The sequence below is a fragment of the Paenibacillus sp. P5_B5 genome (genome assembly GCF_056400365.1).
Genome location: NZ_JBFULK010000004.1, coordinates 17,083 through 40,778 on the forward strand (window position 1 = coordinate 17,083; position 23,696 = coordinate 40,778).

Genomic DNA, 23,696 nt, shown 5'->3' on the forward strand with positions numbered 1-23,696 from the left:
GATTAAGGGGACGATTTGAATGATTACTGGAACGAAAATTGTCGGTGGCAGCTTTGTAATTGAAGATTTAGAGCCAGATCAAATTCTAACACCCGAGGATTTTACAGAAGAGCAGCGTATGTTTGCTGAAACAACTCGTGATTTCATAGACACAGAAGTAATTCCACATGATGAAGAAATCGAAAAGCTCAATTATGACCTGACGGTTAAGCTGCTGCGTAAGGCGGGTGAGGTTGGTCTGCTTGGAGCAGAAGTGCCAGAAGAGTTCGGTGGGCTAGGATTAGATAAAGTAAGCGCAACACTGATTAATGAATCATTAGCAAGAGGTTCATCCTTTGCGCTTTCATTAGGGGCACATGTCGGTATTGGTACGCTTCCTATCGTGTACTTCGGTACAAAAGAGCAGAAGCAGAAGTATCTTCCTGATCTTGCATCAGGCGCTAAGCTCGCAGCTTATTGCTTAACAGAACCAACTTCAGGCTCGGATGCCCTAGGTGCTAAAACAACAGCTAAGCTGTCAGAAGATGGAACGCATTATATTCTGAACGGTTCTAAGCAGTTTATTACGAATGCAGGGTTTGCTGATATTTTCATTGTATATGCCAAAATTGATGGCAAGGATTTCAGTGCATTTATTGTTGAACGTGATATGCCTGGTCTTACAATTGGTACTGAAGAGAAGAAAATGGGGATTAAGGGTTCCTCGACTCGGCCATTGTTCTTCGAAGATCTGAAGGTCCCAGTAGAAAATTTATTAGGAGAAATCGGTAAGGGGCATCAAATCGCATTTAATATCCTTAATATCGGTCGTTTCAAATTAGGTGCTGGTTGTCTAGGTGCAGAGAAGGAAGCACTAGAGATCAGTGTTAAATATGCGAACACAAGAACACAATTTAATTCACCGCTATCTTCCTTTCCGTTAATTGGTAAGAAACTGGCAGATATGAACATTATCACTTATGTAACAGAAAGTGTAGTTTACCGTACCTCAGGAATGGTAGAGCAAGGTCTCAAAGATATTGATCCTAACAGCCCAGAAGCTGATAAACAGTCACTCAAGCAAATTGCTGACTATATGCTTGAATGCTCACTTAACAAAGTATTTGCTTCTGAAAGTCTTGACTTCGTAGCGGATGAAGGAGTCCAAATTCATGGAGGATATGGTTTTATCCAAGAATACAAAATCGAACGGATATATCGTGATTCGCGGATTAATCGTATTTTTGAAGGCACGAATGAAATTAATCGCTTGCTGATCCCAGGTTCACTTCTTAAGAAAGCAATGAAGGGCGAGTTACCTTTGATGCAGAAGACTATGGCCTTGCAAAGTGAATTGATGCAAATCATGCCAAGTCAGAATGATGGTTCCGCTCTTTCGCAAGAAGCTCACTTACTATCAATGGCTAAGAAAATCTTCCTCATGGTTGGAGGTCTCGCTGTTCAGAAATACGGGATGAATATCGAGAAAGAACAAGAGGTTCTAAGCAATATGTCAGATATCATGATCCAAATCTATGCGATGGAAAGTGCACTTCTTCGTACACAGAAAATGATCAAACGTACTAGTGAGGATAAGTCGAACAATGCCATTCAAATGACAACTGTGTTCATTTATGAGGCATTTAGCAAAATTGAAGAATGGGCTAAAGAAACATTGTCAGCTATGGAAAGCGGAGATACGCTTCGTACACAGTTATCAATGCTCAAGAAGCTGACTAAAGCTACTCCAGTCGATTCTATAGCTTTGAAACGTGAAATTGCGGCTCGTGTCATTCAAGCTGAGAAGTACATCGTATAATATTAGGTCGCAAGCTAAGGTATAATTGAAAGGGATGGTTTAATGCATTCGGATAGACGATGGCTTAAGCAATACCCAGCTCAAGTTGCTCCCAGCTACGAGTATCCCCAGCATAATATTGCTCAATTCTTAGTTCAAACGGCACAGAAGTATCCGAATAAAGATGCCCTATATTTTATGGGTAAAAAAATGAATTACGCACAAGTGCTAGATGCTAGCTATCGATTCGCTCATGTGCTGCAAAATCTCGGGGTTAATAAGGGAGATCGTGTTGCTCTTATGCTCCCCAATTGTCCTCAAGCAGTTATATCTTACTACGGCGCGCTCCTAATCGGAGCCGTCGTGGTACAGACGAATCCTATGTATACCGAACGTGAACTGGAATTTCAGCTTATGGATTCAGGTGCTGAGACGATTGTAACGCTAGACATGTTTCATCGCCGAGTTCTGAACGTTCAAAGTAAGACAAGTATTAAACAGGTGATCGTAACATCGATCAAAGATTACTTACCGTTCCCGATTAATATGCTATATCCAATTAAGGCCAAAAAAGAGGGAGCGGATCTATCAGTTACATACACGTCAACTGTAATTTCATTTAAGAAGGCGCTTACCTCGGCGTCTAATCAACCGTTATTTGTCAAAATCGATGCAGAGAATGACCTTGCTCTCTTGCAATATACAGGGGGAACCACAGGGCTATCTAAGGGTGTCATGCTGACCCATAATAATGTGAATTCGAATACGACGCAGATTATTAAATGGGTGTACAAGTTAAAAGAAGGGGAAGAAGTGTTTATTGGCGTCCTTCCCATCTTCCACGTATTTGGTATGACGGTGTTCATGAATCAAGCGGTTATGTTGGCTGGTTTGATGGTGCTTATCCCTAAATTTGATGCAGATGCCATTCTGAAAGCAATTTCTAAACTAAAAGGTACCGTATTCCCAGGTGCACCGACGATGTATATTGGTCTCATTAACAATCCTCGGATTAAGGAGTATGATCTATCTTCGATTCGAGTATGCGTAAGTGGTGCTGCTGCACTTCCTCATGAAGTACAGGAGAAATTCGAGGCAATTACAGGCGGTAAGTTGATTGAAGGCTACGGATTGACAGAGACTTCTCCAGTTACGCATGTGAATCCAATTTGGGCTGAACGTCGTAATGGAACGATCGGATTACCATTACCAGATACAAATGCCAAGATAGTTGATTCTGAAACTGGTGAGGTAATGCCAATTGGACAAATTGGTGAGCTTGTAGTCAAAGGGCMGCAGGTTATGAAAGGCTACTGGAATCGAGCAGAAGAGACAGCGAGTACGCTGCGTGATGGCTGGTTATATACAGGCGATATGGGAACCATGGACGAAGATGGCTATTTTACCATTGTAGATCGTAAGAAGGACATGATCATTGCGGGTGGATTCAATATTTATCCGCGTGAAATCGAAGAAGTATTGTATCAGCATCCCGATATAAAGGAAGTCGTGATTGCCGGAATTCCGGATGCCTATCGAGGTGAGACCGTTAAAGCCTTTATCGTGCTTCGCGAAGGGGTTAATGTTACGGATCAAGAGCTAGATAAGTGGTGCCGTGAACGGCTTGCTGCCTTTAAGGTCCCTCGAAGCTATGAGTTCCGCGATACTTTGCCTAAGACGCTCGTTGGTAAAGTGCTTCGCCGTAAGCTACTTGAGGAAGAATTGCAGAAGCAACATATTTCCTGATAGGTTTACGCAAAAGCCCCTTCTGGGGCTTTTGCTGAATCTAGAATATATGACGTTAAACCAATGAGTGCATAGAGTCACCTTAAGAAACTCTATTAGAAATTCTATTAGATAAACAGTTGCTATATTGAGGGTACAACCGTTGCTACGTGATATAATATTCTGAAGATGTAAGGATTAAATAATTATTAGGAATGGAGCTAGCATATGTCAGAAGAAATACAAATCGATCAAGCGTTTTGGAAGCAATTGGAACAACGAGCCAAGGGCACGTTCTGGGAATATCTTGGCTGTAAGCTGCACCGTTTGGAAGCGAATAAAGTCGTAATTAGTCTTGATCTTGAGCCGCATCATCTGAACCCAATTGGAATTGTGCATGGTGGTGTCTTGTCCTCGATGCTCGATAATGCGATGGGAATTGCAGCTATGCTATCCCGAGGTCCCCAAGAGAAGACGGTAACCTCGTGCTTAAATGTACATTTTGTATCACCAATGAAAAGCGGTAAAGTTTATGCAACAGCTGAGGTTATTCATCAATCACGCAAAACGATAACCGTAACCGGTAGCGTGACAGATGAACAAGGTCAACTGGCGACGCACGGTACTGGCTCTTTTCGAGTCATTTAATGGAGGCAATGCTTCAGAAATAAGGGATGTTCCAGAAGTCAGATATGAACTGTAGACACTTGGACACAAGCGTCGATCTTGCGGGTTACAGTGCAATAAATGACTATGGTACCTCCCTTTGTTAATTTCCGATCTTTTGGTATGCATATTGTTTAGTGAGTTTGGTTGCCAGCTTGCTTGATTGTTAGTTAGTTTGTTTGTTCATTCCGTGGTTCGCTTGTTAATTTATCTATTTGATTGCCTGTTCGTTTGTTTGCCCGTCACCTGTCCGCTGTTTGCCTGCATTTTGTGCATTCAAATGGACTATTTTATTCCACTTGGAGTGTTTGCCTGCATAACATGCAGTCAAAATTCGTACTAATCCCCATTTACGTCCAATAAGCATATTTTGATTGTACGGAATACAGGCTAACTAGCTATGTGCTCGATAAACACAAACGTATTTACTGATATTTGTGTCCCTGTACTGACATGATAGGATTCTCCATTACTGAGTTTAATCGCAGCGAGATTCGCTTTGAGAACGTCCTTAACATAAATAAAATAGCGTGTTTTTTCGCCTTCTCCATGGATATATAGGGGATGGTTTTGTTTTATGGAGAAAAACAGCGACTACAAACGACTATAAGCACGAATATAGTTCTCAGCTTTGTATTTATAGAGACCGTAGAAAGAGATCGGATGGGTAGGGTTTTCCTCTTTAAGTCGTATTTTATTTAGATTACCGTAGACAGTTGAAGTAGAAGAGAAAATAAATTTATCTACTCCTGCAAGGCTACATGCCTCTAACAATTGAATAGTTCCGCTAATGTTAATATCAACATCCTGTAAGGGATCGCGAATCGTGCTTGTGACATCTGCTTGTGCAGCATGCTGGGGGGACCGATCGAGGAGATAACAGCGCCTTTTTTTCCAAGCTATTCAGCTAATGCCCTGCCCTGCTTTCCTCAAATGCCATAGTATACATTAGCTAGAGGAGGCATTCATCATGAAACGATTTACTAATTCAGATACACCTATAGTGTCTGTTATTATTCCGGTGTTCAACGAACGTAAAACGATTGCCTCTGTCATTACTGAAGCTTACCGCGTACATCCGGAAACAGAAGTAATTGTAGTTATTAATGGATCAACAGACGGATCCAAGAAAATCGCTAAACAAATGGGAGCCAAAGTCCTTTCATTCGATCAGAAGCTTGGACATGATGTAGGACGAAGTGTGGGTGCCAGAGCGGCTAAAGGCTCCATTTTGTTGTTCACAGATGGTGATATTGTGATTCCAGCCTCTCAGATGAAGCCACTGGTCAGAGCCGTAGAGCAAGGCGTCGATGTTGCCTTAAATGGTTACTTAGGTCCGATTCATCGTAAACGAGTGCATAAGGTTGTTTTAGCCAAACATGCTTTGAATCATTTATTGCTTCGCTCTGATCTGAAGGGCGCCTCCATGACATCCATACCACATGCGATCTCAAGGAGAGCTTTGCAGATAATTGGTGATGAAGCCTTATGTGTGCCGCCCAAAGCGCAAGCCATTGCCATATATAAAGGATTACAAGTTGCAGCTATCAAAGTAATTGACGTCGGTTCCAAAAATCCAATCAGACGTAAAAGAAAAAATAGTGATACAATCGGGAATTTAATCGTTGGCGATCACGTCGAAGCTATGCACTGGGTGCTATCACATACAGATAATCCAAGTGTTGATTCAGATTTACAACGTCTTCGCGCCATCGTGAGGTGAAGCTTATGAGAACGAGAGTGAAGGAAACTAACCGTCAAATAAGATTGAAGTGGGAACAATGGGGCTTCAGAATGGGAAGAGTCGATGCTGGAACGAGTACATTAAAATTAGATTCCTTAGAACAGAACCAGTGCCTATTTATTCTGAATGAATTATGGGTTCAACGGCTTCGTTCTTCGGAGCTGTTAAAGTTATCGTTAACTGCATATAACGCCGCTGTTAAAGGATACATTGAAGGTTATTGCCAATTGAAGGAGGTACCTGCAACCGATTGGATTTTATTACCGACGGATCAAACGGTAGGTGCCATTATTTCTTTAGATAAGCATGAGAAAACAGCCCAAAAGCTGCTCCAGCAATTGACAAGGCTTCCACTGAAGCAAGTGATTTGTATAGTGAGCGGAGCGAATCAGAAACTGATTGAGTTCATACGACAAGAGTCAACAGCTACAATTGTGTATTATGATGAACCGATTAGCCCTGAAATTGCTCGAGCAATAGGGGCTAAATTGATTGAAGCAGATATTCTTCTATTCCTAGATGGACGAGATAGTGTGACCGCAGAGCAAATTCTACCTTTTATAATGGAAATTGTGGAGGGTACGGATGTTGCATTAAACGATGCTGGAATGCACTTGCAATTGCAAGAGTTTAGCAAAAGAAACATGTTGCCAGTTACGAAGCAATTTATTAATTTTTGTCTAGGTAGACCTGATCTGGGAGCTGCATCACTTGAGGAAACACCGCATGTATTGACGAAGGCAGCATGTGAAACGATCCATCCAGCTAATCTTGTTATTCCATCAAAAGCACATGTCCTAGCTGTGACTCGCGGACTGGAAGTTCGTCCTGTGAAGGTATCTCTAGGTCAATTCAAACAAAAGCTGTTTACTTCCTCACAGATTAGTCAAGTTCTAAGTGATCATATCGAAGCGATGCGACTGCTGATTAATGAGCGCGGAATGCGACTGCATTTTCCTGATGAACAAAGGCAAAGAAGTTATGCAGAAGGAGGTCAGCAGCTTGCAGACAACAAGTATTATCATTCCGAATTATAATGGGAAGTCCTTGCTGCAAAGCTGTATCCAATCCATTAAACATAACACCTTTACACCTTATGAAATAATTGTTATTGATAATGGCTCAAGTGATGGTTCACTAGAAATGTGTTATCAAGAGCGTGTTAAGTTTATTTCCTATCCAGTAAATTATGGGTACTCAAAAGCTTGTAATGCTGGATTGAAGATAGCAAGAGGAGAAGCCTTACTACTCCTGAATAAAGACATGATTGTAACCGCTAATTGGCTCGATAATATGCTTCGTTGTTTGTACAGTCAGAATGATATTGGAATTGTAGGTCCATTAACAAATGATACAAGTGGACAACAGCGAATTGAAGAGCCATTTACTTCGATTCAAGAGATGACGGATAAATATAATCAAGTTAATCCAGCCAAATGGTTCGAGATTCAGCGAATTGCTGATTCATGTATGTTGTTCAAAAGAGAATTAGTAACCCAAATCGGTTATCTGGACGAAAATACCTCGCCTAGTCACTATTATGATGAAGATTATTGTAATCGTGCTCGTCAGTCAGGGCATCGCTTGATTGTTGCTGGAGATGTGTTCATTTATCAGGAAGCTTATTAAACGCTTCTTAAAGCGCAAAGTATCTACTTCTAAACCACAAAAAACCGTGGATCAATCTCCCTCGAAGGAGAAAATCATTCCACGGTTTTTAATTGCTTATTTTTAGAAATGTCTACAATATGATTAGCCCCATTGTGCAATGACGCCGCAATGTGTTAGTCCGCCGCCGAATCCATACAATAGCATCGTATCGCCTTTGTTCACTTTGCCTTCTTGTATACCAAGATGTAAAGCAAGCGGAATGGATGCGGCAGATGTATTACCGTAGTACTCAAGGGAATATAAGGTTTTGTCGAATGGAATACCGCTTCTTTCACATATGGACTCAATAATCCGTAGGTTCGCGCTATGAGGAATGAACCAGTCAATATCGTTCACACTCATGTTAGCTTGTTCTAATAAGGCACCAACGCCTTGTGTAACAGTCGTTACAGCGAATTTATATACCTCACGGCCATTCTGAACGAGCTTCCCATTGCCGCCTAGTGGTTGTCCATTCATCGTATCAGACATTCCAATTCGGTAGACATGAATACCACCAGTACCGTCTGATCCTAGTCGTGAAGTAAAGAATGCAGAAGGTTCTTCTTTTGCTTCAATTAGAACCGCACCCGCACCGTCACCAAACAAGATGCATGTGGAGCGATCCGTATAATCGGTTTCGCGTGTTAAATTATCCGCTCCGATGAGTAAGATTTTACGATGTAGACCGGAGCTGATTAAGCCATTAGCCAAATGTAGTCCGTATGCGAATCCAGCACAGGTTGCATTGAGATCCATTGCACCAGTGCTTGTAATACCAAAGTGACCTTGAACTAGACAGGCAACGGAAGGGAATACGAAATCAGATGAGTGGGTTGCCACAATAACCATATCAACATCGGTTACGTCTACATTATAATTGTCTATTAAATTCTTAACCGCTGCAATTGCAAAATCAGATGTATATTCGTTCTCTCCAGCTACTCTGCGTTCACGAATGCCAGTACGTTGAACGATCCATTCATCGTTTGTTTCTACCAATGCTTCCATCTCGGTATTGGTTAATCGACGTTCAGGAACATAACTTCCGATAGCCGTAATACGTGGGTTAAGAGTTGTATTCTGTGAAGGAACTGCAGTCATGCAAAGCACCTCTTTAATTTAGAATTGATGTCATAGTGTGAATTACTACTAGTACCTGGTACTAAATGTACAATAACGGAAGCCCGAAAGTCAATAACAATTGTAGGTTAAATAAAAGTAAAGTGATTATCGATATTCTGAATCAATATGTGAAGTAGCGAGAAATACCGCCCATTTTTATTATATCAGCGCACCATAAATCAGTCATACTCATAAGATATGTTGACTGTATCCCTTACCCTTGTAACTACTACAACCCGAGCAAGGAGGGGTGACACATTGAAGGGCAGCGACCATAAGAACAAATTTTTACTTACCAATCGTGAACGAGAAGTTTTCGAATTGCTTGTACAAGACAAAACAACCAAAGACATCGCTCAGCATCTATTTATCTCGGAAAAAACCGTCCGAAATCACATCTCCAATGTCATGCAGAAGCTCAACGTCAAAGGACGTTCACAAGCGGTTGTGGAGTTAATCAGGCTTGGGGAGTTAACAATTTGATGTCAGTTTTGCGCTTCTTCCATTTACCTTCTTATTATTCCTGTGAGAGCAGGATCAATAAGAAGGTTTTTGAGTTTTAGTGAGTCAATTTAGTGGATCGGTTAATGCATCACTTTAATGAAGCAGTTTAATGAATCAATCCGCTTTTTTTGGCCTTGTGAACCAGTTGACGGCTTACTTTATTGATCCACTTCTTCAAAGCAAGGCCGATAAGAAGCATGATAACAACATATACACCCATCATGGTCAGATCCTTCTGGATGATATCCCACAGAATACCGCCAACGGCTTCACGCATCATACTGATACCGTAGGTGAACGGCAGGTAGGGGTAGATTGCTTGGAAGAACGGCGGTGTCATTTGAATCGGGAAAGTCCCGCCAGAGCCTGCAAGCTGTAGAACGAGCAGGACGATTCCTAAGGCCTTTCCGACATTACCGAATACCGAAACTAGTGTGTAAACGATGAGCATGAACACAGCGCTGAGTAACATGCCGAACAGGAAGAACATGGTCTTGTCGACAACATAGCAGCCGAGAATATAAATATCGCCAAGTGTAACCAAGACAGATTGAAGAATAGCCAGCGTCATAAAAGTTAAATAACGACCGAAATAAACTTCATAGCTTCGATAGGAAGCTGAACCTGGTTGTGCAGGATCACGATGTACATCAACTGTGAGCAAAGAAACAAGCAATAGCGCTCCAACCCACAGCGATAGCGTCGAGAAGAAAGGAGATATCGCGGATCCGTAATTCGGAATCGGAAATAGCTTAATTTCCTTAAGTAGAACTGGATTTGCGAAAAATTCACTCTCCTTAACCGCATTCAATTTCAGAAGATCAATAATGTCCTGCAACTTATATTCCCGCTCAAACGTCCTTATCTGATCAGCCAAATCTTTGATTTTGGTTTCAATCGTCGGTAACCTATCTTGAATGGCCTTCAATTCTCGTTCACCAAATGAAAGACCTGCGGCAGTATTCTGTAAAGTCTCACCAATACCTGGCAATTTCTGATTTGCTTCCGCTAATATCACATTTGCTTTGTCCGTAATCAGTTTCGCATGATTGAGTCCTTGCACAATCAAGGGCAGAATTTCGCTGTCGAATCGGTTTAGAATATCTTCGAGGATGCCGGTTGCTTCCTTCGATAATCGATTTAGACTATCAATCAATGTTTGGGCTGGCTTTTCACCTTTATCAATGTTTTTTTTGATCGTTCCAACCACATCAGCCTGCTGCTTGAAATTCGATTTTACTTGTTGCAGCTTCTGAATCGGGGATTTAAGCTTATCTCCACCGATCACAGTATTTAATTTCTGAAAAACGCTAATCATCTTATCCGTAACGTCAATTGATGTCGCTAGGCGTCGATTAGCCCGATCAAGCGTATCGGAATCGATATTCGTATCCTGAAGCAAGCCGCTTATTTGCTCCGTCGCAATCGCCGTTTGCTGTAGAAGTAGTAGGTTCTGTTTGATATCGGGGCCGATGGCATCGATTGTCTCCGCTCCCCGACTCAGAAATTGGCCAAGATCAGTAATAAAATCCTGACTATCCTGGGCTAACCGCACGACGATTGGCAATTGTTCTTGCACTTTATTTACGATTTGGCTAGTCTGACCGATATCTCCTAACGCTGAATCGATGGTTTGTTTGATCTCGGGAAACATGCCCTCCAGCTTAAAAATAAGCTGTCTCAGTTGTTCGATTGTTGGAAGGCCGCTTTCCAGTTCGACACCGATTTCATTCATAATTTGGAAAATAGCACCATTCGCTACTTTGATAAAATTTCGATTCACTTCTTCAATAATGCCGCTGGCGCCTCCGGCGGTCACCTTTGGTGAGATGGCATTTATTTTCTCATTGACTCGATAGATGATTTCAGCATTTTGCGGGTTGGATGTTAAGACAGTTGCAATCTTGCTAGAGAAATCGGCTGGTATCGTGATGCTCGCATAATAATCACCATGATTCACGCCTCGGATCGCTTCTTCTTCATCCGTAAAGACCCAGCCGATCGACCGATTCTCCCGCAGCGAATCTATAATTTCGCTACCGATATCGATCTGTCTATCACGCAGTAAGGCGCCTTGATCATTATTGGCGACAGCAATGGCTAGCCCGCTAGTTTGTCCGTAGGGGTCCCACGAAGCTTTAATATTAAACCATGCATATAGCGAAGGGAGTACGATGAGGCCGGCAATGATGACGAATGCCACCCAATTCTTTATTATGTTGTTGATGTCGCGGGTAAATATCGTGAGAATATGTTTCATATGTACATCAGCCTTTTCTATCCATATTTCGAATAGTATGGCTTTAATTTCGACGATTTAAAACAATGAGGGAGAGAAATTCATGCTTTATAAAAACCATTAGCTGGTTTTAAGCATTCCAGCGTGTATCAAGAGAAAGAAGAGCATTTCTGCTTATGTTTTGGCGCTTAATGGTAACGGTCTAGGAGGCTATCCCACCATGTGATGTGACTTTTGGGATATGCTCTTCTTTTTTCTTCCACCAAACAGAAAATAAAATAGAGAAGCGGCTGTTACATATAACACGCCTGTAATGCTGAAGGTGATGGCATAACCCCAATAGGAGCCATATGTGGTTACGAAGTACGATTGGACAGTCCCCATACTTGCCCAGCCTAACATGAATGCCGTTTGTGTAAGCGAGTTGACGATTCCACGGCGTGAGTCGGATACACTTTCAACCATGATGGTTGAATGAATCGGGTTGGCAGCATTCATGAGTGCTTGACGGAATAGGAAGCTAATTGAAGCAATGGCTAGCAAGTTCGTGAATCCTGTAATTAACAGGAAGGGTAGAGATAATAGTTGGAAACAGACGAGTGCTCGTACTTGTCCGATACGAATAACTAGCATAGGGCCGATCATCATGGAGATTATCGTCATGATTTGACCAAGTGAGATGAGTAGGCCAACAGTCGTGAGGTTAACAGAGAATCGATTGACGAAGTACAAATTAAGGTAAGGTATAACTAGCCCAGAGCCAATTCCGACAATGAGTTGAATGAGGGTAAGTTGTCCGATCACTTTCCATTCAGATTTCACATCTTTGGATGCTAGACTATTATTAGATGCAGGAATGCTTGAAGGCTGCAGTTTGGTGACTGTAATCTGATTTACTCTAGGTTCGATAACAAATAAGAGCGGTATGAAAGAGATCAAGCTTGCAATGCCGCCGATCATCAATACGGTTTGTAGACTAGAGGTTTGATTCCACCCCGCATCTTGAAGTAAATCTGCTATATAGCCACCTCCAAGACTGCCTAATACTTGTGCGGCAAGTACCATGGAGAAGTGGTAGCTGAACAATTTGAGGCGTTGATCTTTACTTACATTCTCAGCAAGGAATGGAACTGCGAGAACTTGGAAGCAAGATACGAATAATCCAGAGCCAATAGCTAGAAGCTGCATGCTTAGCTCTGCTTCTGCATAAGCACGTCCTATAAAGGTTAGCCCAGTAAATAAGGCACCGACGATTAAAATGATTTTATGACTTTTACGATCTCCTAGAAATCCGACTGGGATAAACATGAGTGCTGTTGCTAGTGATTGAACACTGACGATCGATCCATTTATATTTTCATTGTAACCGAGTGATTGAATGTACAGATTATAGAGCACCGAGAACATACCACTGCCCACCTGATAGAAAATATTAGCTAGGAAAAACAAACGGATATTGCGATTCCATTGTTTAATATCTGTGTTTATTTGTTGAAAGAAACGCATATGTTCTCCTCCAATATCTCTTCAAGATCATAAGTCCAGTTCATAAATTTCATTGTAACATCTGCTCAAGTTAAATAGTAAGATAATTAAAATAGATTGCACAACTAACTTTGCTGCTGTAAAATTTTGATAATAGAATCAATAGAATATTCAAATAAATAATAACCTTCTTCTATCCTGTATCTTAGTATTGTGAAATTCGTGTATGAACAAGAATGAACACATCGACTATGATCTGAATAATTGTTTTCCTGTAACCTGGAGGTGGTAAGGTGTAGGTTCTATCCCCTTAATTAGGAATAAGAGTAAATACTTATGAATGGGGATACAGGATATGAAGAAGGCTTTTCGGTTTCTATGGTTAGGTCAATCATTCGCTAATATAGCGGATTTATTGTACATTGTCGGTTTGATTACGATGATTTACGCTCGAACAGGTTCTGCTACTTATATGGCAATCTTACCGCTTGCAATTACGAGCTCTTTATTTGTAAGTGGATTGATTGTTCCATTATTTATTGATCGTTTTGCACTGACCATATTGCTTGTCTATTCGCAGCTTGGTAAGACGATTTGTTTGCTTATTATGGTTATTTTCATTTCGGATATTGAATTGATTTACCTATTTGGACTTGTTGCGATTATTTCCTTCTTGGATGGGGTGGAAACGCCGGCACGAAATTCGATGGTTCCGATGCTACTAGATAAAGATGAATTAGTGAAGGCCAATAGCTTTCTTTCTATTGTGGATGAAACGATTCGACTCGGGGGATGGGCTGTAGGTGGCATCATTGTTACTATAATAGGCCCGACCAATATCATTTGGTTGACCTTTATCCTGTTTACCTTATCTACAATTATGATGAGCTTACTAAGAGTTGATGAACCTAAGAAGGATCAGGAGAACAGAATGAAACCCTGGGATTCTCTTCGCGAGGGCTGGGTTCTTCTCTGGTCGAATAAGTTACTAAAGGTGATCACTTTCAATATTGTTCTCGAAAGTATAGCGTATGTCGTATGGATTGCAGCGATTATTTACGTATATGTTGAGCAGGTGCTTCGTGTAGATGAGCAGTGGTGGGGCTATATCAACGCTTCATTCATGTTTGGTTTATTAATAGGTGGATTTATCATGCTTAAGAGTAGTGCCAAATTTGAATCGCGTAAGAAATTGTACTTAACCCTAGGTTCCCTAACAGTTTGCTTATCGACATTCGTCTTCGGACTTATTTCACTTCCTTGGCTCGCTCTGTTCTTATCCTTTATCTTCGGAATTGCTGAGCAGATTAAAGCGATCTCGTTGCATACAATCGAGCAACAAGTTATCGATGTTCAATTTCTTCCCAAAATCTATTCGGCATATGGAGCCTTGAATTCCTTAAGTTTTGGAATAGCATCGCTGATCATGGGTTTAATAGTCGATACGTATGGAGTAAGAAGTGTATTTATAATTTCTGCAGGGTTATTGTTCATTAGTTTCATCGTTATCAGGTTGAACCTTGTTCATTTAACTAAACCTACGGTCAATAATTCCAGCAGTATGTAGTAGTCCAAATAATACACACTTATTAGCTGTTGAGGCACTCTCGACAGCTATTTGTGTGTTAAAGTACATAGATTCTTTAAAAAACAAACATAAGGCCTTTAATTTACACATTGTTGGAAGTGGCACTTCAATAGCATAATGAACTTATGATTGATATTTATATCAAGGGGGAAAAGCAATGAAGAAACTAATGACACTTCTATTGGCTTCATCATTAACTGTAGGGCTTGCAGCTTGTGGTGGTGTAGATAGTGGTACTAAGAGTGCTGCACCTACAAGTAGTGGAGATAAACAACCGGCAACAGATAAAAGTGATAAGAAGGTAACGATTACGTTTCAAAACATTTACGCAGACCCAACACAGCCGAACAATAAAATCATGAATAAAATCGTGAGCGATTACATGGCTGAAAATAAGAATATCACAATTGAACTTGATTCATTAAATACAGATCAGCAGAAAATTAAATTAAAAACGCAAGCAGCCTCTGATGAAGTACCTGATATCACGATAGTAAACCCTGCTGCACAAATGAAGCCATTTGTAGACGGAGGCGTACTTGCGCCGCTTGATGATATGCTTGGGGATGGGCTGAAGGAAACGTTCCAATCAGGGATTCTGGATTATTATTCGTTTAACAACAACGTTTATGCTTTACCCGATGGTAACAATATTGCCGTTGTTTACTACAACAAAGATTTGTTTAAGCAAGCTGGTGTAGAGATACCTAAAACATTCGAAGAGTTAATTGAAATTTCAAAAAAATTAAAAGCAAAAGGTATTACACCGATCGCTGTCGGAGAGAAAGATACTTGGACAGGTTCATTCTTGTTCATGAACATTGTACTTCGCGCTAATAATGGACCTAACTTCCTGCAGGACGTTCTCGATAAGAAGAAAACATTCATGGATCCAGCCTTCGTCCAGTCAATTCAGAAATTGCAGGATTTAGTGCAAGTAGGCGGCTTCCAAGAGGGTGCAACATCCGTCGATCAGACATCGGCTGCGAACATGTTCAAAACAGGCAAAGCAGCTATGCACTTCATCGGCACATGGGAAACAGGTGGAATTGATGCCTCTGAGGTTAAAGATAAAGTCGGTGTATTCAAATTCCCAACCGTTGATGGCAAAGGTAATCCGGATCAGTTTATGTTAGCTCCCGGAAGTGCATTTGCCGTATCAGCTAAGAGTAAGCATTTGAAAGAAACTAAGGATTTCCTTCATTATTTCATGAAGAACTACCCAATCGTATCATTTGATATGAAAAATGCAGTTGGTATTGCTCAGAAGGTAAATGGCGACTTTAAAGCGGCCGGATACTCCCAATTAGCAATGGATATACTCGGTCTCTTCAAAGATGTTAAAGGCGGGGATCTTGCATTCGATAACACGATGAACCCTGCTATTGCTCAAACACATTTGACAAGTCTTCAACATGTGTTCGTCGAACAAATTAAGCCTGAGAATGTGGCGAAGGAACATCAAACCTCTTTTGAAACCAATAATAAGTAAGGAATGAATCAAGGGAACCTTGGATGGTTCCCTTTCCTTTAATAAATGAGAGAAAAGAGAGGAGGAGAATCAGGTGAACGGCGTATTGAAAGTATCCAAATGGACCATATCTTTGTTTGTACTACCTTGTCTACTGATGTATGTTGCATTTGTATTTGCTCCTATCCTTGTGTCCCTGTATTATTCATTAGTTGAATGGAATGGGATAGGTACTCCTAAGTTTGTTGGCTTACAGAACTTCGTTGAAATGTTCACCAAAGACTCAATTTTCTGGCCCTCTGTAAATCGTACCATTATTTTCGCTCTTTTTTCTGTAGCTGAGGTTCCAATTGTGTTATTTATCGCCATTCTCATGAGCCGATATTTACGACGTCCAAATTTTCTAATATCCAGCTATTTTCTTCCTGTCATTCTATCGGTTGTAGTTGTAGGACAATTATGGAGCACAATTTATAACCCTGCTTCCTTAGGTGGGATGTTAAATAAAGTCTTGATCAGCGTAGGACTCGAAAGCTGGACACATGCGTGGTTATCTGAACCTAAATTTGCAATATATGCGATCTACTTTGTAGCTCTGTGGCAATACTTGGGTTATCATATTTTGATTCAATTTACAGGTATTCAGAATGTGCCAAAAGAGCTTTATGAAGCAGCTCGGATTGATGGTGCTGAAGGATTTACGGCAGATAGATACATTACACTCCCACTCGTTATGCCGATTATCAAAATATCGATTGTACTCGCTGTAATTGGCTCTTTAAAAGCATTTGACATGATTATGGTCATGACAAGTGGCGGGCCAGCCCATGCAACGGATGTTATTTCCACTCATATGTATAACATGTCATTTTTATCGCTTAAATACGGTTACGGTAGTGCGATTTCTGCCTTTTTAGTTGTGGAGTGCTTAGTTGCAACTGTGTTGTTAAATGCTCTATTTAAACGTTTTGAGAAGCGATTAAATTAGTGGAAGGGGCTGTTTAAGATGAAACTTGATCCACTCACAAGCTCTGTACGTTCATCTAAACCTACAGTTGCTTTTCCATCTATGTGGATAAATCAGATCAAGAAATATCTAGTTTGGATATTGTTGATCGTATTGTTTGTTACACAAGTTTATCCATTAGTATGGCTACTGATCTATTCCTTAAAAACGACACAAGAAATACTGGACGGTAATTTTTTTGCGTTACCTGAAACACTTCAATGGATCAACTTTAAGAGTGCATATGTCGCAGGGCATTATTTAAAATATTTATTTAACAGTTTACTTGTAACAGCTGTAACAATGGCATTTACGATTTTACTTGGTACGATGGTGTCCTTTGCCATTGCAAGATTTCGTTGGCGTTATGGCAATTTGGTTATGCTCGTCTTTCTAATCGGGATTATGATTCCAATTCAATCGACTTTACTCCCACTGATGATTATTTTTAAAAATATGGGTATCTTGAATACGTATCTTTCACTGATTTTGCCATACGTGGCATTCTCCATTCCACTAGCTATTTTCATTTTATCAGGCTTTATGCAGAGTATTCCTCATGAAATCGAAGAGTCTGCAATTATGGATGGAGCTTCTATATTCCGTCTGTTTCGAAGTGTTATTCTACCAATTACGGTTCCACCAGTGGTAACAGTGTGTATCCTTACCTTTATTTCGACTTGGAACGAATATATTCTGGCAGCGACTTTTATTTCGTCTGAGAAGTTTAAAACATTACCATTCGGCGTATATAGCTTCTTTAGTCAGTACTCGACGAATTACGGTGCGATTGGTGCGTATTTAGTGATGGGGGCTTTACCTGTCCTGCTCGTTTATTTCACTCTATCACAGAAGATTACTTCTGGTATGGTAGCAGGAGCTGTCAAAGGCTAACGCTGCATGTTAAAATAAGTCAACACAGATTACTTGAAGGAGGCGTATAACATGAAACCAATTCGAGTAAATACGATTAGTGTTTCTGTGTTCATATGGTTTCTTCTTGGTAATCTTGTTTTGCTTACCGTTCTATCCATTGTTTACTATAATAAAACAACTAATCAGATCAACAAACGAATTGGTGAAATTTCGCAAAAAAATGTATCTCAAGCGACAGATCATCTGGCTCTTGTTATGAAAGGTTATGATAGCGTTTCCAAATCAATTATTGGTAATCTAGATATTCAGCGATTGCTCTCACATGTAGAAACAAATCCAGCTATTGAGGCTATTTCACAACGTACCATTGAGAATATTCTAGGTACTATGTATTACAGTAGAGATGACCTGGTTGGGATTTATATTATTACCGACGAGCAGAAGGTATATAGCTATGGTAGCTTCACACATGCCATAGATGCAGAATATTCAACTAATAATTGGTACAAGGAATTGAAACAATCAAAGGGAGAAATGGTTTGGTTAGGTATGCAAGCTAACTCCTTAATTGATGAGACACATCAAAGTGCCGTGTTTTCATTTGGACGACTTCTGTATAATATCTATTCCAATGTACCAATGGGGATTGTACTCATTGAAACAGATTCTAGAGCGGTTCTGAATACACTGGATAATCTTCATTTGGGAACTCATGGTGAGGCCTATATTTTAGCAAAGAGCAATAGAATACTCGCTTATTCTGGATTTCCAGATAAAGAGGAACCAAAGTCTGTAACAATACCTCCTCTTCAAGAAGACGAACGAACCTACGTAGATAATGAATCAGGTTTTTTAACTGTTGTAGAGAAACAGCCCACTTTGAACTGGCAAATTGTCAGTATAACACCGAAATCTGATCTGAATGTAGAACTGAATGAGAACGAAAGATTCTTATTTATTGTAATTGGCATTTTGGTCATTCTTGCAATTGGACTCGGTAGTTTCTTTTCCCGTATGATATCGTCACCCATTAAGAAGCTGGTGCACGGTATGAAGCAGGTGGAACGTGGTGAATTTAATGTACTGCTCGAGGTGAAATCGTTTGACGAAATTAACTATCTTGTCTCCTCGTTTAATCGCATGGTAAGTCGAATGAATGGGCTTATTGAACGTGTCCGATTCGTATCAACGAGTGAGAAGAATGCACAGCTCCAAGCCTTACAATCTCAAGTAAACCCCCATTTTCTATATAACACACTAGATATGATCTATTGGATGCTTGATGAGAAGGAGAATGAACAACTAGGGAATATTATTCTATCCTTGTCACACATGTTTCGATATAGCAGTGACTGGGGACACAGTGATGTAACCCTCAAAGAGGAAATGGAGCAAATCCGCCATTATCTAACCATTCTTCAGGCTCGAGCTGCTGGAGGACTGCATGTAGACATCGATGTATCAGAACAGTGGTTATTGATTGTACTACCTAAGATGACGCTGCAACCGATCATTGAGAATGCGATTGTACATGGGATAATGGTTCGTAATGAGCCTGGTAAACTAAGAGTTAGTGCAGAATCCTATTACAATAAGCTTCACATTAAAATTAGTGATAATGGAGCGGGTATATCTGCAATGAAACTACTTACGCTTCAGGAAGCCTTACAACGAAGCACGGATCAAACGACTTCTAACGAACTTATTGCGCAAGAGTCAAGTGAGGAAATAGGTATTGGATTGCTTAATGTACATAGAAGATTAGTCATTAAGTTCGGCTCTGAATATGGCTTGAGTATTATAAGCGAAGAGAATGAAGGAACTGTTGTATCGATTGTGCTCCCACTTATTTATATGAAAACGGAGCAAAAGTACTTGGAAGGAGATAACTGAACGCCTATGAATATTCTCGTTGTGGATGACGAAAAGGTTATCAGAGAAGGAGTGAGAAGAACGATCATTCACTCGTTTCCGCATATGAATATCGTAACAGCAGGCTCGGCTCAGGAAGCTCTACTCATTTTGCGCAATCAACATGTTCATGTCGTTTTTCTAGATATTCTAATGCCTGGTATGTCAGGCTTGGAAATGATGGCTGCCTGTATCAAAACGAATCCCCATACGAAGTGGATTGTGATTTCAGCTCATTCTGAATTTTCATTTGCACAGGAAGCGCTCCGCTTAGGTGCGAGAGAGTACATTTTAAAACCGATCGGTAAGAATAAATTAATAGAAGTTATAACGACTATTGAAGCCGAGTTATTATCTGAGTTATCACAATCCGCTGATACAAGCTTACTCCATTTTAATTTAAAATATTTAAGAGAAGCTATATTTCAACGCTGGGCACATGGCCTTGATATTGGAAGATTCGATATCTCTAAGCTTGAGGAGTCGTATCCCAAATTTCATTTGATATTAATTCGTCTGGAAGATAAGATACGTGACCTGACGATTAATCATTTTATTATTGAGAATGTACTAACGGAGTTAATTGAAGCGAATGGTCAGGGATTCGTTGCAAGTCTAGATCATCATAGCTTACTAGGCATCGTTTCTATACATGAAGGTAGTCGAATTTGGGATTTGGAATATAAGATTTTGGAGCACTTGAATCGTTATCTCAAAGTACCATATCAGCTTCGAATAAGTGATGAACTAACGGAATTTAATTCTATTCCAGCAGAGGTTCGTAAATTTATTAAAGGTGAAACGAAGCCTGTATCTTATTTATCGATGAATAAAAATGAAGATATGATTGATATTGCGGTTCAATATATTAAAAATAACTTCCGTGAGAACTTGTCATTAGAGAAGGTTGCATCTATTGTTTTCTTGAGCCCTGTCTATTTTAGCCAATTGTTTAAACATAAGACTGGCAGCGGATATAAAGACTGCGTAATTCAGCTGCGTATGGAACAAGCAAAGGAATTGCTATCGAATTCAACTATGAAAATAACGGAAGTTGCAGCGTTTGTTGGATATTCAGATATACGGCATTTTACACATGTGTTTCGTAAGAAATATCAGCTCACACCATCGCAGTTCCGTCATACATACCAAGTAGAAACGAAATCACCCTCATCTATTTAATGAAGCTTACTTATAGAACCTCCTTATCATTCTGCTTATGCAGGATGCGAAGGGGGTTTTATTTATGTTAAGCATTATCACACAGCTCGAATAAAATTCAGATGCATATTCAAGATTGTCCAACATATGATTCATAACAAGTACTAATCTAACGACGCTTTGGAAAAGGAGATTGATAATCCCCGTGACCTTGGCGTCTTTGGTGAATAAGAAAGTATAAACTATACACCTATACTTTCTAGTATTCACCTTACGTAACAGAGGAGATGAATATAAGTGATGGATCGACCGATTCGTGCGGTACCGTTAGCAAGCTGGATAATTCCGAATGTAGATGCTGGGCTAGCTAAGCATTTGCAATTGTCACCATCCATACGAAGTTTAGGTTTGATTACATCAAGTATCGATGATGTAGGTTATACCGCAATTGATGAAGCGACCAAAAGAGCAGCTGTTGAGGTCGTTTATGCAAAGTCTTTTTATGCAGGTTCTGCCCATGCCTCCGGTCCTCTATCTGGAGAGTTTATTGGGATAATCGGCGGTGAGAATCCGGCTGAGGTGCAAAGTGGGCTTGATGCAGCAATGGATCTGATGAGAGATGGTGCTTGTTTCTATGCCTTGAATGAAGAAATGACACATGCGTATTATGCCCATGTTATTTCTCGTTCTGGACAATATTTATCACGAATTGCTGGCATAGCTGAGGGAGAACCGATTGCCTATTTAATTGCCCCTCCGCTTGAGGCGATGGTTGGCTTAGATGCTGCACTTAAAGCAGCAGATGTACGCATTCAGACGTTTTATGGCCCTCCTTCCGAAACGAATTTTGCAGGCGGCTTACTTACAGGAAGCCAATCGGCTTGTACGGCAGCAGCGGAAGCGTTTCAAGCAGCAGTAAGGCAAGTAGCACTAACCCCACTATTCAGACCAAAGTGATAGGAGGAAGACTCCATGAGCGAAGATAAGAGGGCGCTTGGCATGATTGAAACCTGGGGAATACCAGCGCTTATTGCTGCAGCAGACGCAGCTGCTAAGGCTGCTAATGTACAGGTTGTCACTTATGAGAAGGTTGATGCTGGCATTGTCACCATCTATATTGTGGGAGATGTTGCATCTGTCAAAGCGGCAGTTGATGCAGGCAAGGTAGAAGCAGCACGTGTCGGCAAGCTTCTGTGTGCACATGTTATTGCGAGGCCTGATCCAGATATAGCTAAGTTTCTGCAACATAAGTGAAGGGAGAGCTCTATATGGGCTTAGATATGGATTTACATTCGATACAGGAAGTTCGTGATTCCCTCAAGCGTGCTGAATTCGCACAGCAGCAGCTTGAAGCCTTAAGTCAGCAGCAGATCGATCTGATTGTACAAGAAATGGCGGAAGAGGTTAAACGATCGGCAAAGTTGCTTGCAGAGCTGGCTGTAGAAGAGACAGGGTTTGGGAATGTGACGGATAAAACAGCTAAGAACAATTTTGTTGCTAACGAAATATATGAAGCGATTAAAGACATGAAGACAGTGGGTATTATCCGGAAAGACGAGCTGAAGCAGATATGGGAAATAGCACAACCAGTTGGCATTATTGCGGGGATCGTGCCATCGACTAATCCGACTTCAACGATCATGTTCAAAGCGATGATCGCGCTTAAGGCTCGTAATGCAATCGTGCTCAGTCCACATCCATCAGCTAAACGCTGTTCACTGGCAGCAGCAGAGAGGATGCAAGCAGCAGCCGAACGTGCAGGTGCTCCGGCCTATGCGGTGCAATGTTTAACAATACCAACATTAGAAGCAAGTCATGAGCTGATGACACATAAGTCAACACAATTGATCCTTGCTACTGGTGGTAAGGGAATGGTTAAAGCAGCATACAGCTCTGGAAAGCCAGCGTATGGGGTTGGACCAGGTAACGTTCCTGTGTATGTACATAGAAGTGCGAATCTACCGCTTGCCGCCAAGCGAATCATGACAAGTAAAACATTCGATTATGGAACGATCTGTGCATCTGAGCAAGCAATTGTCGTTGATGAGGCGGTTAAGAAGCCATTAATTGAAGCACTTACTCTCCATGGTGCTTATTTTCTTAGCGTTAGTGAGAAGGAGAAGGTAGCGAAGTTAATTATGGTCGGTGGCAGTTTGAATCCACTAATCGTTGGCAAGTCTGCTGCGAGTATTGGAAGCATGGCAGGCATTTCTCTCCCGCCACATGCAAACGTTCTCATTGCAGAGGAAACTGAAATTGCTAGTCATGCGCCCTTTTCACTTGAGAAATTAAGTCCACTATTAGCCCTATATACAGTGAAGGATGAACAAGAGGGTTGTGATATCTGCAAGCAATTACTTAGGCTGGGCGGACTTGGACATACGTTAGGCATCCACTGTGAGGACATTTCGGTAATCGAAGCTTTTGGACTTGAGAAGCCAGCTTCACGAATCGTAGTTAACGCGGGAACAACCTTTGGCGGTATTGGAATGAGTACAGGGATATTTCCTTCTATGACACTAGGTTGCGGATCATTTGGCAACAACATCACCTCTGATAATATTGGACCGCAGCATTTAATGAACATGAAGCGTGTAGCATTTGGTATACGCGAGATTGAAGCCAGTCAAGTAGAAGTTAATAACCATATAGTTGAAGAAGTTAAATCAAATGTTAGCACTTTAGCAGGCGTTAGCCGAGATGAAGTTATGCAAATTGTCAAGCGAGTACTGTCTGAATTACAGCGCTCATGAGTTAGTAATAAATCA

At 40.8% G+C, this 23,696-nt stretch carries 19 protein-coding genes and 1 pseudogene; 16 read left to right on the forward strand and 4 right to left on the reverse strand.

What is annotated here, in order from left to right; translation table 11 throughout:
* Positions 1-19: 19 nt before the first annotated feature.
* The 3 genes from AC1DOK_RS06555 (at position 20) to AC1DOK_RS06565 (ending at position 4,150) form a co-directional block, all read left to right on the forward strand.
* Complete coding sequence (locus AC1DOK_RS06555; RefSeq protein WP_477553449.1) at positions 20-1,798, forward strand: acyl-CoA dehydrogenase family protein; 1,779 nt, start codon at positions 20-22, stop codon at positions 1,796-1,798.
* A gap of 42 nt (positions 1,799-1,840) precedes the next feature.
* Positions 1,841-3,523 carry a long-chain-fatty-acid--CoA ligase gene (locus AC1DOK_RS06560; protein WP_477553450.1) on the forward strand — a complete coding sequence of 561 codons (1,683 nt, stop codon included), beginning with the start codon at positions 1,841-1,843 and terminating at the stop codon, positions 3,521-3,523.
* A gap of 207 nt (positions 3,524-3,730) precedes the next feature.
* Positions 3,731-4,150, forward strand: a complete 420-nt coding sequence (locus AC1DOK_RS06565; protein ID WP_477553451.1) for a PaaI family thioesterase — start codon at positions 3,731-3,733, stop codon at positions 4,148-4,150.
* A 408-nt stretch (positions 4,151-4,558) separates the two neighbouring features.
* Here AC1DOK_RS06565 and AC1DOK_RS06570 read toward each other — a convergent pair.
* Positions 4,559-5,071: pseudogene (locus AC1DOK_RS06570) on the reverse strand (GDP-mannose 4,6-dehydratase).
* A gap of 67 nt (positions 5,072-5,138) precedes the next feature.
* Here AC1DOK_RS06570 and AC1DOK_RS06575 point away from each other — a divergent pair.
* The 3 genes from AC1DOK_RS06575 to AC1DOK_RS06585 are packed head-to-tail and all read left to right on the forward strand — an operon-like array spanning position 5,139 to position 7,541.
* A complete protein-coding gene (locus AC1DOK_RS06575) occupies positions 5,139-5,891 on the forward strand; it encodes a glycosyltransferase family 2 protein (protein ID WP_477553452.1) in 753 nt (250 codons plus the stop codon).
* Between the two features lie 5 nt (positions 5,892-5,896).
* Positions 5,897-6,949, forward strand: coding sequence for a hypothetical protein (locus AC1DOK_RS06580; RefSeq protein ID WP_477553453.1), 1,053 nt, complete (start codon positions 5,897-5,899; stop codon positions 6,947-6,949).
* The gene (locus AC1DOK_RS06585; protein ID WP_477553454.1) at positions 6,915-7,541 is read left to right on the forward strand and encodes a glycosyltransferase family 2 protein; all 627 of its coding nucleotides are present in this window, start codon (positions 6,915-6,917) and stop codon (positions 7,539-7,541) included. Before AC1DOK_RS06580 ends, AC1DOK_RS06585 begins: the two co-directional genes overlap by 35 nt.
* A 123-nt stretch (positions 7,542-7,664) precedes the next feature.
* Here the strand turns inward: AC1DOK_RS06585 and AC1DOK_RS06590 are convergent, their stop codons facing one another.
* Complete coding sequence (locus AC1DOK_RS06590; protein WP_477553455.1) at positions 7,665-8,666, reverse strand: beta-ketoacyl-ACP synthase 3; 1,002 nt, start codon at positions 8,664-8,666, stop codon at positions 7,665-7,667.
* Between the two features lie 279 nt (positions 8,667-8,945).
* On the opposite strand from AC1DOK_RS06590, the gene AC1DOK_RS06595 reads away from it, so the two are divergent.
* A complete protein-coding gene (locus tag AC1DOK_RS06595; RefSeq protein ID WP_132420118.1) occupies positions 8,946-9,170 on the forward strand; it encodes a helix-turn-helix domain-containing protein in 225 nt (74 codons plus the stop codon).
* A 127-nt stretch (positions 9,171-9,297) separates the two neighbouring features.
* Here the strand turns inward: AC1DOK_RS06595 and AC1DOK_RS06600 are convergent, their stop codons facing one another.
* Together AC1DOK_RS06600 and AC1DOK_RS06605 are read right to left on the reverse strand one after the other, a co-directional pair.
* On the reverse strand, positions 9,298-11,451 hold the full coding sequence (locus AC1DOK_RS06600; protein WP_477553456.1) for a YhgE/Pip family protein: 2,154 nt from the start codon (positions 11,449-11,451) through the stop codon (positions 9,298-9,300).
* 189 nt (positions 11,452-11,640) lie between these two features.
* Complete coding sequence (locus AC1DOK_RS06605) at positions 11,641-12,936, reverse strand: MFS transporter (protein WP_477553457.1); 1,296 nt, start codon at positions 12,934-12,936, stop codon at positions 11,641-11,643.
* A gap of 334 nt (positions 12,937-13,270) precedes the next feature.
* Here AC1DOK_RS06605 and AC1DOK_RS06610 point away from each other — a divergent pair, with 334 nt between their 5' ends.
* From AC1DOK_RS06610 to AC1DOK_RS06650, 9 genes are all read left to right on the forward strand, one after another.
* The gene (locus AC1DOK_RS06610; protein WP_477553458.1) at positions 13,271-14,482 is read left to right on the forward strand and encodes an MFS transporter; all 1,212 of its coding nucleotides are present in this window, start codon (positions 13,271-13,273) and stop codon (positions 14,480-14,482) included.
* Positions 14,483-14,660: 178 nt separating this feature from the next.
* On the forward strand, positions 14,661-15,995 hold the full coding sequence (locus tag AC1DOK_RS06615) for an extracellular solute-binding protein (protein WP_477553459.1): 1,335 nt from the start codon (positions 14,661-14,663) through the stop codon (positions 15,993-15,995).
* 136 nt (positions 15,996-16,131) lie between these two features.
* Positions 16,132-16,962, forward strand: coding sequence for a carbohydrate ABC transporter permease (locus AC1DOK_RS06620; protein WP_477553692.1), 831 nt, complete (start codon positions 16,132-16,134; stop codon positions 16,960-16,962).
* Positions 16,963-17,043: 81 nt separating this feature from the next.
* The gene (locus AC1DOK_RS06625; protein ID WP_477553693.1) at positions 17,044-17,874 is read left to right on the forward strand and encodes a carbohydrate ABC transporter permease; all 831 of its coding nucleotides are present in this window, start codon (positions 17,044-17,046) and stop codon (positions 17,872-17,874) included.
* 51 nt (positions 17,875-17,925) lie between these two features.
* Positions 17,926-19,749 carry a cache domain-containing sensor histidine kinase gene (locus AC1DOK_RS06630; RefSeq protein WP_477553460.1) on the forward strand — a complete coding sequence of 608 codons (1,824 nt, stop codon included), beginning with the start codon at positions 17,926-17,928 and terminating at the stop codon, positions 19,747-19,749.
* Positions 19,750-19,755: 6 nt separating this feature from the next.
* Complete coding sequence (locus AC1DOK_RS06635) at positions 19,756-20,949, forward strand: response regulator (protein WP_477553461.1); 1,194 nt, start codon at positions 19,756-19,758, stop codon at positions 20,947-20,949.
* A gap of 279 nt (positions 20,950-21,228) precedes the next feature.
* Positions 21,229-21,885, forward strand: coding sequence for an ethanolamine utilization microcompartment protein EutL (gene eutL / locus AC1DOK_RS06640; RefSeq protein ID WP_477553694.1), 657 nt, complete (start codon positions 21,229-21,231; stop codon positions 21,883-21,885).
* A 15-nt stretch (positions 21,886-21,900) separates the two neighbouring features.
* The gene (locus tag AC1DOK_RS06645) at positions 21,901-22,182 is read left to right on the forward strand and encodes a BMC domain-containing protein (protein ID WP_477553462.1); all 282 of its coding nucleotides are present in this window, start codon (positions 21,901-21,903) and stop codon (positions 22,180-22,182) included.
* A 14-nt stretch (positions 22,183-22,196) separates the two neighbouring features.
* Positions 22,197-23,681: an aldehyde dehydrogenase family protein gene (locus AC1DOK_RS06650; protein ID WP_477553463.1), complete on the forward strand. Its 1,485-nt coding sequence runs from the start codon at positions 22,197-22,199 to the stop codon at positions 23,679-23,681.
* The last annotated feature ends 15 nt before the right edge of the window (positions 23,682-23,696 follow it).